Annotated in this window: 7 protein-coding genes and 3 rRNA genes; 5 read left to right on the top strand and 5 right to left on the bottom strand. The window is 64.8% G+C overall.

The genetic code is table 11. The features are described from left to right. Window positions 1-690 (bottom strand): two-component system response regulator MtrA, encoded by a 690-nt coding sequence (gene mtrA, locus OG741_RS16135; protein WP_007448372.1) that lies wholly within the window; start codon window positions 688-690, stop codon window positions 1-3. A gap of 4 nt (window positions 691-694) precedes the next feature. Next, a complete protein-coding gene (gene mtnA / locus OG741_RS16140) occupies window positions 695-1,840 on the bottom strand; it encodes an S-methyl-5-thioribose-1-phosphate isomerase (RefSeq protein ID WP_405598437.1) in 1,146 nt (381 codons plus the stop codon). Window positions 1,841-2,022: 182 nt separating this feature from the next. Between mtnA and OG741_RS16145 the strand changes: the two genes are divergently transcribed. From OG741_RS16145 to OG741_RS16165, 5 genes are read left to right on the top strand one after another with little or no spacing between them, the layout of a single operon-like run. After that, a complete protein-coding gene (locus OG741_RS16145; RefSeq protein ID WP_405598439.1) occupies window positions 2,023-3,249 on the top strand; it encodes a hypothetical protein in 1,227 nt (408 codons plus the stop codon). A 4-nt stretch (window positions 3,250-3,253) separates the two neighbouring features. Beyond that, window positions 3,254-3,943: a DUF4129 domain-containing protein gene (locus OG741_RS16150; protein WP_405598440.1), complete on the top strand. Its 690-nt coding sequence runs from the start codon at window positions 3,254-3,256 to the stop codon at window positions 3,941-3,943. Beyond that, window positions 3,940-5,139 (top strand): DUF4350 domain-containing protein, encoded by a 1,200-nt coding sequence (locus OG741_RS16155; protein ID WP_405598442.1) that lies wholly within the window; start codon window positions 3,940-3,942, stop codon window positions 5,137-5,139. Before OG741_RS16150 ends, OG741_RS16155 begins: the two co-directional genes overlap by 4 nt. Further along, window positions 5,136-6,119, top strand: coding sequence for an AAA family ATPase (locus tag OG741_RS16160; protein ID WP_405598443.1), 984 nt, complete (start codon window positions 5,136-5,138; stop codon window positions 6,117-6,119). The genes OG741_RS16155 and OG741_RS16160 overlap by 4 nt, the downstream gene beginning before the upstream one ends. 12 nt (window positions 6,120-6,131) lie before the next feature. Next, on the top strand, window positions 6,132-7,442 hold the full coding sequence (locus tag OG741_RS16165) for a DUF58 domain-containing protein (RefSeq protein WP_405598445.1): 1,311 nt from the start codon (window positions 6,132-6,134) through the stop codon (window positions 7,440-7,442). 80 nt (window positions 7,443-7,522) lie between these two features. Here OG741_RS16165 and rrf read toward each other — a convergent pair. The 3 genes from rrf to OG741_RS16180 all read right to left on the bottom strand — a co-directional run bounded on the left by rrf (window position 7,523) and on the right by OG741_RS16180 (window position 12,688). Next, window positions 7,523-7,639, bottom strand: a 5S ribosomal RNA gene (rrf, locus tag OG741_RS16170). A gap of 96 nt (window positions 7,640-7,735) precedes the next feature. Continuing rightward, a 23S ribosomal RNA gene (locus OG741_RS16175) occupies window positions 7,736-10,859 on the bottom strand. A 304-nt stretch (window positions 10,860-11,163) separates the two neighbouring features. Beyond that, window positions 11,164-12,688: ribosomal RNA gene (locus OG741_RS16180) — 16S ribosomal RNA — on the bottom strand. Together the 16S, 23S and 5S rRNA genes form the textbook arrangement of a ribosomal RNA operon. Between the last annotated feature and the right edge of the window lie 63 nt (window positions 12,689-12,751).

Consider the following 12,751-nt stretch of genomic DNA (forward strand, 5'->3'; position numbering starts at 1 on the left):
TCAGCTCGGCCCGGCCTTGTAACCGACACCACGGACGGTCACGACGATCTCCGGACGCTCGGGGTCCTTCTCGACCTTGGAGCGCAACCTCTGTACGTGCACATTGACCAGCCTGGTGTCGGCGGCATGGCGATAGCCCCACACCTGCTCCAGCAGCACCTCGCGGGTGAACACCTGCCACGGCTTGCGTGCGAGTGCCACCAGCAGATCGAACTCGAGCGGAGTCAGGGCGATCGACTGCCCCTCCCGCTTCACGGAGTGTCCGGCCACATCGATGACCAGATCCCCGATCGTCAGCTGCTCCGGCGCAGGCTCCTCCGACCTCCTCAGACGCGCCCGGATCCGGGCGACCAGCTCCTTCGGCTTGAACGGTTTGACGATGTAGTCATCGGCCCCGGATTCCAGGCCCACCACCACATCCACGGTGTCGCTCTTGGCCGTGAGCATCACGATCGGCACGCCGGACTCTGCCCTGATCAGCCTGCACACCTCGATGCCGTCCCGTCCGGGCAGCATGAGATCCAGCAGTACAAGATCGGGTTTGGCCTCACGGAAAGCGGCCAGTGCCTTGTCACCGTCCGCTACGAACGACGGCTCGAAACCTTCACCACGCAGCACAATCCCGAGCATCTCGGCCAGTGCGGTGTCGTCGTCGACGACAAGGACTCGTCCCTTCATAATCGACATCATCCCATTAGCTAATCGTTACCTGGCGTGACCTGGCCCACAGCTCCGCAATTCCGCCCCCGGTGACCGGGGACAATGTTCCCTGCTCGGTGACGATCGCCGTCACCAGATCCGGCGGTGTGACATCAAACGCCGGGTTGTACGCCTGGGTTCCCAGCGGCGCGACCGACAGCCCACCACCGACTCCCCCAGCCACCGCGATCTGCGGCGCTGTGACCTCGGTCACCTCCTGCCCAGGTCGTTGCTCCACCTCTATCGAGGCTCCGTCCGGTGTGTTCCGATCGATCGTCGTCGTCGGCGCGACCACGATGAAGGGCACATGGTGGTACTTCGCCAGCACCGCCAGCGGATAGCTCCCCACCTTGTTCGCCACCGACCCGTCGGCGGCGATCCTGTCGGCCCCGATCAATACCGCATCAACCTCCCCCGCCGCGAACAGCGACCCCGCGGCATTGTCCGTGAGCAATGTGTACGGCATTCCGGTCCGCGCCGCCTCATAGGCGGTCAGCCGGGCCCCCTGCAGCAGCGGTCGCGTCTCGTCGACCCACAGCCTCCGCAGCCGTCCCGCGCGGTGCGCCCCGAGCGCCACGGCGAACGCGGTGCCCTCCCCGCCGGAGACCAGCGCCCCGGTGTTGCAGTGGGTCAGGATCCGGTGACCGCCGCCCGGCAGCAGCTCGTCGAGCAGCACCAGGCCATGCTCAGCCATCCGGCCACTGGCCTCGGCATCCTCCTGATGGAGCGCCTTGGCAGTGGAGAGCGCCGCGTGCGCGGCCTGCTCGGCATCCGCCCCCTTGTCCGCCGCCGTGCGGTACGCGGCCACCGCACGCCGTACGCCGTACCCCAGGTTCACCGCGGTGGGCCGCGCCCGTTCCAGCAGCTCGGCCGACTCTTCCACGTCGTAGCCCCGCACGGCCGCGAGGGCCACCCCATAGGCCCCGGCGATGCCCAGCAGCGGCGCCCCGCGCACGGCGAGCGTCTGGATCGCCTGCACCAGGGCCGGCACATCGGTACAGACGAGCTCGACCTCGTCGGCGGGCAGCCGGGTCTGGTCGAGCAGTACCAGTACAGGCCCTTCCGGCGGCTCGTCCCACCGCAGCGCCGGAAGCGGGGGCGGCTCGGTACCAGCCGGGTTTTGTACGTACTGATCAGCCATCCGCCCAGTCTGCCCGGTGAGCCACCGACAATGAAGGTGCGCAGGAGATACGGGCCCCCGCCCACCCGCGGGCGGCGCGTGGCACGATGGCCACCAACCTGCCGTCCCGCCAAGGGGACAGGCACCGTGAACGCACCGGCTCGGCGAGCCGGTCCCGCGACCAATCCATGAGGTGGACGACCGTGAACGACACTCCGGGCTGGGCCTCGCCCGGATCTGCTCCCTCCGACGGCCAGGACGCCGGCGTTCCGCGGCCTGCCGAGCCTGCCGGAGAGAGCAGCCCCGCCTCGAAGTGGTCCACCGAGCAGCCGCCTCCGGGCCGGTGGTCCGCGCCGACCCCCCCGGGGGCCGACCGCATCCCCGTACCCCCGCCCGCCCCGGGCTGGGGCGGACAGCCGCGCGGCAGCTGGGGAAGGCCACCGGCTGCGGCCAAGCCCGGTGTCATCCCGCTGCGCCCCCTGGGGGTCGGTGAGATCCTCGACGGCGCTGTTTCCACACTGCGCGCCCACTGGCGCACGGTGCTGGGCATCACGATCACCGTCTCGGTGGTCTCCCAGATCTGCAACATCCTCGTCGAGCGCTACCTGCTGCCCGACCCGCCCGAGGTCAACCCGGACGCAACGCCCTCGGAGGCCCTGAGGCAGTCCGTGGACTCGCTCCAGACCAGTCTGCTCGCCATGGGCCCGGCGCTGATCATCACCATGATCGCGACCCTGTTCACCACGGCACTTCTCACCATAGTGATCAGCCGCTCCGTGCTCGGCCGCCCGGTGACGCTGTCCGAGGCCTGGCAGGAGGCACGGCCCCGGATTCCTCAACTGCTGGGCCTGACCCTGCTGTTGCCCCTGGTGGGTGCCGCAATCATGACTGTGGCGATTCTGCCCGGACTGCTGCTCGGGGGCGGAGGCGGAATCGCGCTCGCCGTGTTCGCAGGCCTCGGGGCCTGCGGGGTCGTCCTCTGGCTGATGATCCGGTTCGCCCTCGCTTCTCCCGCGCTGATGCTGGAGCGGCAGGGTGTCATCGCCTCCCTGCGCCGCTCGGCCAAACTGGTCCAGGGCGCCTGGTCGCGGACCTTCGGCATCGTCGTACTCACGCTGCTGCTGACGCTGCTGGTTTCGATGATCATCGCTGTGCCGTTCACGGTGATCGCGTTCGCGGTGGACGGCAGCGGGTTCAGCGACCTCTTCGCCGGAAACAGCCCCGACTTCGGATGGCCGTTCCTGATCATCACCGGCATCGGCTCGGTGATCGCGTCCTCCATCACCTACCCGATCTCCGCCGGAGTGACGGTCCTTCTCTACGTCGACCAGCGCATCCGCCGCGAAGCTCTCGACCTGGAACTCGCACGGGCCGCAGGCGTCCCCGGCTACGGCTCCGAGCCGTCGGGCCACAACGCCTCCAGGAGCTGATGCGGTGTCCACCACGGGGGGCGTGATGACGGCGCGGCTACTGATCCGGGCGAGCGACGACGTACCGGTGGACACTCCGCGCATCCCCGCACGGGAGGCGGCGGAGCGGGAACTGTCCAAGCCGATGTACCACGAGAACGACCCGAGCCTGCTCCAGCGCGCCCTCGACCGCTTCTGGGACTGGGTCGGCGGTCTCTTCGACTCCGCCTCCGGCGCCACTCCCGGCGGCCCGCTCGGACTCCTCGTGGTCGCCCTGGTCGTGGTCGGCCTGATCGCCGCCCTCTGGTGGCGTCTGGGCACGCCCCGGCGTACCCCCGGCTCCGCGGACTCCCTCTTCGACGACAGACCACGCAGCGCGTCCGAACACCGCACAGCCGCCGGGGCCCACGCAGCCGCCGGGCGCTGGAACCAGGCCGTCCAGGAACGCATGCGGGCCATCGTCCGCTCCCTGGAGGAGCGAACCCTCCTCGACCCACGCCCCGGCCGCACCGCGGACGAGGCCGCCGCCGAGGCCGGACGTTCCCTCCCCGCCCAGTCCGACGGACTGGGCGCCGCCGCCAGAGAGTTCGACGACGTCACATACGGCGGCCGGACCGCCGACCGGCTGGCATATCTGCGTCTGCGTGATCTCGACCTCGAACTGGAGCGCACAAAGCCCCAACTGAGCGGCGCGGCCCAGGGAGCAGCCGAATGACCGCGGCTTCCGTCAGCTCCACCTCCATGGCCCCGACGAAGCGCCAGGTGTGGTCCCGAACTCGAGGCCTGCTGCTCGCACTTGTCATCCTCGTCGCAGCCGGGATCGCCATGGCCGCTCTGCGCTCCGGGGACCAGCACGGCCGTCTCGACCCTCGCTCCGCCGACCGCTACGGCAGCCGCGCCGTCGCCGAACTCCTCAAGGACCGCGACGTCTCCACCCGCGTGGTCACCACCCTCGACGAGGCGGCCACTGCCGGCGGACCCGACACCACTCTTCTCGTGACCGTCCCCGACCTGCTGACGGAACCTCAGCAAGAAACGCTCCGAGACGCGATGGCCGACTCCGGCGGGCGCACGGTTCTCCTCGCCGCCGGACCCGCGTCGCTCGGCACCCTGGCCCCCGGCGTCCACAGCGAGGCCACGGCCTCCGTCTCGGCACGCACCCCCCAGTGCTCCCTCCCCGCTGCCCGCAGCGCGGGCAACGCCGAGCTCGGCGGTGAGCGGTACGCCACCGAGAGGCCCGGCGCCGACAGCTGCTACCCGAGCGACGGCCTGCCCACACTCCTCAGGATCGACGAAACCGGCAACGGCGACACCGTCCTGCTCGGCTCCCCCGACATCCTCTACAACCACCGCCTGGACAAGCACGGCAACGCCTCCCTCGCCCTGCAACTCCTCGGCTCCCGAAGCCATTTGGTCTGGTACCTCCCTTCGCTCGGCGACACCTCCGCCGCACAAGACAGCACCGACGGCGACACCGACAGCACGTTCCTCGATCTGATCCCCTCCGGCTGGCTCTGGGGGACACTCCAGCTCGCCGTCGCCGCCGTCCTGGCCGCGATCTGGCGCGCCCGCCGGCTGGGCCCCCTCGTCACCGAACGGCTTCCCGTCGCCATCCGCGCCTCCGAGTCCACCGAGGGCCGCGCCCGCCTCTACCGCAAGGTGAACGCCCGCGACCGCGCGGCCGCGGCCCTGCGCTCGGCCACCCGTACGCGTATCGCCCCGCTGCTCGGCGTCCCCCCTGTCGGCGCCCACTCCCCCGACGTACTGCTCCCAGCTGTCTCGGCCCATCTCCGGACCGGCGAACGAGACCTCAACGGCCTGCTGTTCGGCCCGGCTCCGGCCGACGACACCGCTCTCATCCATCTGGCTGACCAACTCGACGCCCTCGAAAGAGAGGTACGCACTTCATGAGCGCCCCGACCCCCGAGACAGCTGAGAACTCGGACCGCGCCCGCACCTCCCTGGAGGCCCTGCGCACCGAGATCGCCAAGGCCGTTGTCGGCCAGGATCCCGCTGTCACCGGACTCGTCGTGGCTCTGCTCTGCCGCGGCCATGTCCTCCTCGAAGGAGTTCCGGGCGTCGCCAAGACACTGCTGGTCCGCACCCTCGCAGCATCCCTCGAACTCGACACCAAGCGTGTCCAGTTCACTCCCGACCTGATGCCCAGCGACGTGACCGGCTCTCTTGTCTACGACGCACGCACGGCGGAGTTCTCCTTCCAGCCCGGCCCCGTCTTCACCAACCTCCTCCTCGCCGACGAGATCAACCGCACGCCGCCCAAGACGCAGTCCTCGCTCCTGGAGGCGATGGAGGAGCGCCAGGTCACCGTCGACGGCACACCCCGCCCGCTGCCCGACCCCTTCCTCGTCGCCGCGACCCAGAACCCCGTTGAGTACGAGGGCACTTACCCCCTTCCGGAAGCCCAACTGGACCGCTTCCTGCTCAAGCTCACGGTCCCGCTTCCCAGCCGCGAGGACGAGATCAACGTCCTGACCCGTCACGCGGAAGGCTTCAACCCCCGCGACCTGGAAGCTGCAGGCGTACGCCCCGTCGCCGGGCCGGCTGACCTGGAAGCCGCCAGGGCCGCCGTCGCCAAGACCTCGGTCTCCGCCGAAATCGCGGGCTATGTCGTCGATATCTGCCGCGCCACCCGTGAATCCCCCTCACTCACTCTCGGTGTGTCTCCCCGAGGCGCCACTGCGCTGCTCTCCACCGCGCGCGCATGGGCTTGGCTCACCGGCCGCGACTACGTCATCCCCGACGATGTCAAAGCCCTGGCCCTGCCCACCCTGCGCCACCGGATCCAGCTGCGGCCCGAAGCGGAAATGGAAGGAGTCACCGCCGACTCCGTCATCACCGCGATCCTCAGCCACGTCCCCGTCCCCCGCTGAGGAGCTGCCCCCATGGCCCTCACCGGACGAACCGCACTCCTCGCCGCTCTCGGCTCTCTCCCCGTGGGCATCCTGGCCCCGAGCTGGACCGGGATGCTTGCTGTGAATGCGCCTCTTTCCCTGGCAATCTTGTGCGACTACGCCCTCGCCGCGCCAGTGCGAACGCTCCGATTCACCCGAAGCGGTGATACATCAGTTCGACTGGGTGACGGCGCCGAGGTCCACCTCACGGTCACCAACCCCTCGGGTCGCCCCCTGCGCGCCCACCTCCGCGACGCCTGGCCCCCGAGCAGCTGGATCACCGGCACCGAACAGTCCGCATCACGCCACAAGTTGACCGTCCCCGCCGGCGAACGCCGCCGTATCACCACGATCCTTCGCCCCACCCGCCGCGGCGACCGCCACGCGGAGCGCGTCACCGTCCGCTCGTACGGACCACTGGGCCTGGCCGCCCGCCAGAGCAATCACCAAGTGCCCTGGACAGTGCGCGTCCTGCCGCCCTTCAGCAGCCGCAAACACCTGCCCTCCAGACTGGCCAGGCTGCGCGAGCTGGACGGCCGCACCAGCGTCCTCATCCGCGGCCAGGGCACAGAGTTCGACAGCCTTCGCGACTACGTCCCCGGCGACGACACCCGTTCCATCGACTGGCGAGCAACCGCCCGCCAGACCACCGTCGCCGTGCGCACTTGGCGTCCCGAACGCGACCGCCACATCCTCGTCGTCCTCGACACCGGCCGCACATCTGCCGGTCGAGTCGGAGATGTCCCGCGCCTCGACGCGGCCATGGATGCAGCAATGCTCCTCACCGCGCTGGCCTCACGCGCCGGCGACAGAGTGGACCTCCTGGCCTACGACCGCCGTGTCCGAGCCCAGGTCCAGGGACGCTCCGCAGGTGATCTCCTGCCCGCCCTGGTCAACGCACTTGCTCCTCTGGAACCGGAACTCGTCGAGACCGACGCCCGTGGCCTCAGCGCCGCCGCCCTGAGCTGCGCCCCGCGCCGCTCCTTGATCGTGCTGCTCACGAGCCTCGACGCCGCACCTATCGAGGAAGGACTGCTTCCGGTTCTCCCGCAGCTCACCCAACGGCACACCGTGCTCGTCGCCTCGGTCGCCGACCCTCATGTCCAGCAGATGTCCACCTCCCGAGGCACGATCGAGGCGGTGTACGACGCCGCGGCTGCCACCCAGGCTCAAGCTCAGCGCCGCCGTACGGCAGAACAGCTCCAGCGCCATGGCGTCACCGTCGTCGATGCGACCCCTGACAATCTTGCACCTGCCCTTGCCGATGCCTACCTCGCGCTGAAAGCCGCCGGTCGACTCTGACGGAGGGGTAGGCCGGCGGTATGGCACGTGAACGCAGAAAAGCCCCGCACCAGAAGGTGCGGGGCTCTCCCACAATAATTGTTCGGCGGCGTCCTACTCTCCCACAGGGTCCCCCCTGCAGTACCATCGGCGCTGAAAGGCTTAGCTTCCGGGTTCGGAATGTAACCGGGCGTTTCCCTAACGCAATGACCACCGAAACACTGTGAAGATATCGATTCCGGAATCCGCCCCGTGGCCGTGGGGGGACTCGACAGTTCGTTACTTCAGAACTGACACAGTGGACGCGAGCAACTGAGGACAAGCCCTCGGCCTATTAGTACCAGTCAGCTCCACCCCTTGCGGGGCTTCCACATCTGGCCTATCAACCCAGTCGTCTACTGGGAGCCTTAACCCCTCGAAGGGGGTGGGAGTCCTCATCTCGAAGCAGGCTTCCCGCTTAGATGCTTTCAGCGGTTATCCTTTCCGAACGTAGCCAACCAGCCATGCCCTTGGCAGGACAACTGGCACACCAGAGGTTCGTCCGTCCCGGTCCTCTCGTACTAGGGACAGCCCTTCTCAAGACTCCTACGCGCACAGCGGATAGGGACCGAACTGTCTCACGACGTTCTAAACCCAGCTCGCGTACCGCTTTAATGGGCGAACAGCCCAACCCTTGGGACCGACTCCAGCCCCAGGATGCGACGAGCCGACATCGAGGTGCCAAACCATCCCGTCGATATGGACTCTTGGGGAAGATCAGCCTGTTATCCCCGGGGTACCTTTTATCCGTTGAGCGACGGCGCTTCCACAAGCCACCGCCGGATCACTAGTCCCGACTTTCGTCCCTGCTCGACCCGTCGGTCTCACAGTCAAGCTCCCTTGTGCACTTACACTCAACACCTGATTGCCAACCAGGCTGAGGGAACCTTTGGGCGCCTCCGTTACTCTTTGGGAGGCAACCGCCCCAGTTAAACTACCCATCAGACACTGTCCCTGATCCGGATCACGGACCCAGGTTAGACATCCAGCACGACCAGAGTGGTATTTCAACGACGACTCCACCTGAACTGGCGTCCAAGCTTCACAGTCTCCCACCTATCCTACACAAGCCGAACCGAACACCAATATCAAACTGTAGTAAAGGTCCCGGGGTCTTTCCGTCCTGCTGCGCGAAACGAGCATCTTTACTCGTAGTGCAATTTCACCGGGCCTATGGTTGAGACAGTCGAGAAGTCGTTACGCCATTCGTGCAGGTCGGAACTTACCCGACAAGGAATTTCGCTACCTTAGGATGGTTATAGTTACCACCGCCGTTTACTGGCGCTTAAGTTCTCAGCTTCGCCACACCGAAATGTGACTAACCGGTCCCCTTAACGTTCCAGCACCGGGCAGGCGTCAGTCCGTATACATCGCCTTACGGCTTCGCACGGACCTGTGTTTTTAGTAAACAGTCGCTTCTCGCTGGTCTCTGCGGCCACCCCCAGCTCAAGGAGCAAGTCCTCTCACCGGTGATGGCCCCCCTTCTCCCGAAGTTACGGGGGCATTTTGCCGAGTTCCTTAACCATAGTTCACCCGAACGCCTCGGTATTCTCTACCTGACCACCTGAGTCGGTTTAGGGTACGGGCCGCCATGAAACTCGCTAGAGGCTTTTCTCGACAGCATAGGATCATCCACTTCACCACAATCGGCTCGGCATCAGGTCTCAGCCTTAATGTGTGACGGATTTGCCTATCACACGGCCTACACCCTTACCCCGGGACAACCACCGCCCGGGCTGGACTACCTTCCTGCGTCACCCCATCGCTTACCTACTACCACCTTGGGCCGGCGGCTCCACCACTTCCCTTTGCCCGAAGGCTCCAGGACGGCTTCACGGCCTTAGCATTAATGGGTTCAGTACTGGGCGTTTCAAAGCGGGTACCGGAATATCAACCGGTTGTCCATCGACTACGCCTGTCGGCCTCGCCTTAGGTCCCGACTTACCCTGGGCAGATCAGCTTGACCCAGGAACCCTTAGTCAATCGGCGCACACGTTTCTCACGTGTGTATCGCTACTCATGCCTGCATTCTCACTCGTGTACCGTCCACCACTCGCTTACGCGGCGGCTTCACCCGGCACACGACGCTCCCCTACCCATCCCAGCGGGCGTTGGCCCTCATGCTGGAATGACACGACTTCGGCGGTACGCTTGAGCCCCGCTACATTGTCGGCGCGGAATCACTTGACCAGTGAGCTATTACGCACTCTTTCAAGGGTGGCTGCTTCTAAGCCAACCTCCTGGTTGTCTCTGCGACTCCACATCCTTTCCCACTTAGCGTACGCTTAGGGGCCTTAGTCGATGCTCTGGGCTGTTTCCCTCTCGACCATGGAGCTTATCCCCCACAGTCTCACTGCCGCGCTCTCACTTACCGGCATTCGGAGTTTGGCTAAGGTCAGTAACCCGGTAGGGCCCATCGCCTATCCAGTGCTCTACCTCCGGCAAGAAACACACGACGCTGCACCTAAATGCATTTCGGGGAGAACCAGCTATCACGGAGTTTGATTGGCCTTTCACCCCTAACCACAGGTCATCCCCCAGGTTTTCAACCCTGGTGGGTTCGGTCCTCCACGAAGTCTTACCTCCGCTTCAACCTGCCCATGGCTAGATCACTCCGCTTCGGGTCTTGAGCGCGCTACTAAACCGCCCTGTTCGGACTCGCTTTCGCTACGGCTTCCCCACACGGGTTAACCTCGCAACACACCGCAAACTCGCAGGCTCATTCTTCAAAAGGCACGCAGTCACGACTGTTGCTCCGAAGAACAACAGCGACGCTCCCACGGCTTGTAGGCACACGGTTTCAGGTACTATTTCACTCCGCTCCCGCGGTACTTTTCACCATTCCCTCACGGTACTATCCGCTATCGGTCACCAGGGAATATTTAGGCTTAACGGGTGGTCCCGCCAGATTCACACGGGATTTCTCGGGCCCCGTGCTACTTGGGTGTCGCACAAGCAAGCCGTATAGATTTCAGCTACGGGGGTCTTACCCTCTACGCCGGACCTTTCGCATGTCCTTCGCCTACCTATACGGTTTCTGACTCGCCCAACAGCCGGCAGACTGTTGAAGTGCGATCCCACAACCCCGTATGCGCAACCCCTGCCGGGTATCACACGCATACGGTTTGGCCTCATCCGGTTTCGCTCGCCACTACTCCCGGAATCACGGTTGTTTTCTCTTCCTGAGGGTACTGAGATGTTTCACTTCCCCTCGTTCCCTCCACACTGCCTATGTGTTCAGCAGCGGGTGACAGCCCATGACGACTGCCGGGTTTCCCCATTCGGAAACCCCCGGATCAAAGCCTGGTTGACGGCTCCCCGGGGACTATCGTGGCCTCCCACGTCCTTCATCGGTTCCTGGTGCCAAGGCATCCACCGTGCGCCCTTAAAAACTTGGCCACAGATGCTCGCGTCCACTGTGCAGTTCTCAAGCAACGACCAGCCACCCACCACCCCACCCAACAGGGCGAGTTCACTGGGGCCGGCATCGCGAAGGTCCAGACGTTTCAGTCCGTACCCTCAGACACCCAACAGCGCGCCCGGCACGATCCCCTGACTCACACGTTCCACGCCGAAGCAGTACTAGTGAAGTCCTGAAACCGTGCCGAATAGTCAACGTTCCACCCATGAGCAACCAGCACCGGACGTACGCCGATGTACTGGCCTCTGGACCGGCAAAGACCGGCCTAGAAGTGCTCCTTAGAAAGGAGGTGATCCAGCCGCACCTTCCGGTACGGCTACCTTGTTACGACTTCGTCCCAATCGCCAGTCCCACCTTCGACAGCTCCCTCCCACAAGGGGTTGGGCCACCGGCTTCGGGTGTTACCGACTTTCGTGACGTGACGGGCGGTGTGTACAAGGCCCGGGAACGTATTCACCGCAGCAATGCTGATCTGCGATTACTAGCAACTCCGACTTCATGGGGTCGAGTTGCAGACCCCAATCCGAACTGAGACCGGCTTTTTGAGATTCGCTCCGCCTCGCGGCATCGCAGCTCTTTGTACCGGCCATTGTAGCACGTGTGCAGCCCAAGACATAAGGGGCATGATGACTTGACGTCGTCCCCACCTTCCTCCGAGTTGACCCCGGCAGTCTCCTGTGAGTCCCCATCACCCCGAAGGGCATGCTGGCAACACAGAACAAGGGTTGCGCTCGTTGCGGGACTTAACCCAACATCTCACGACACGAGCTGACGACAGCCATGCACCACCTGTATACCGACCACAAGGGGGGCACCATCTCTGATGCTTTCCGGTATATGTCAAGCCTTGGTAAGGTTCTTCGCGTTGCGTCGAATTAAGCCACATGCTCCGCTGCTTGTGCGGGCCCCCGTCAATTCCTTTGAGTTTTAGCCTTGCGGCCGTACTCCCCAGGCGGGGAACTTAATGCGTTAGCTGCGGCACCGACGACGTGGAATGTCGCCAACACCTAGTTCCCAACGTTTACGGCGTGGACTACCAGGGTATCTAATCCTGTTCGCTCCCCACGCTTTCGCTCCTCAGCGTCAGTAATGGCCCAGAGATCCGCCTTCGCCACCGGTGTTCCTCCTGATATCTGCGCATTTCACCGCTACACCAGGAATTCCGATCTCCCCTACCACACTCTAGCTAGCCCGTATCGAATGCAGACCCGGGGTTAAGCCCCGGGCTTTCACATCCGACGTGACAAGCCGCCTACGAGCTCTTTACGCCCAATAATTCCGGACAACGCTTGCGCCCTACGTATTACCGCGGCTGCTGGCACGTAGTTAGCCGGCGCTTCTTCTGCAGGTACCGTCACTTGCGCTTCTTCCCTGCTGAAAGAGGTTTACAACCCGAAGGCCGTCATCCCTCACGCGGCGTCGCTGCATCAGGCTTTCGCCCATTGTGCAATATTCCCCACTGCTGCCTCCCGTAGGAGTCTGGGCCGTGTCTCAGTCCCAGTGTGGCCGGTCGCCCTCTCAGGCCGGCTACCCGTCGTCGCCTTGGTAGGCCATCACCCCACCAACAAGCTGATAGGCCGCGGGCTCATCCTTCACCGCCGGAGCTTTCAACCCCCAAGATGCCTCGGAGGGTGGTATCCGGTATTAGACCCCGTTTCCAGGGCTTGTCCCAGAGTGAAGGGCAGATTGCCCACGTGTTACTCACCCGTTCGCCACTAATCCACCCCGAAGGGTTTCATCGTTCGACTTGCATGTGTTAAGCACGCCGCCAGCGTTCGTCCTGAGCCAGGATCAAACTCTCCATGAATGTTTACCCGTAATCGGGTCGAACACCACAAGAGCGGGACAACCGGTCGGAATAAGACCAGTC

Source organism: Streptomyces sp. NBC_01410, from assembly GCF_045040195.1.
Lineage (GTDB): Bacteria > Actinomycetota > Actinomycetes > Streptomycetales > Streptomycetaceae > Streptomyces.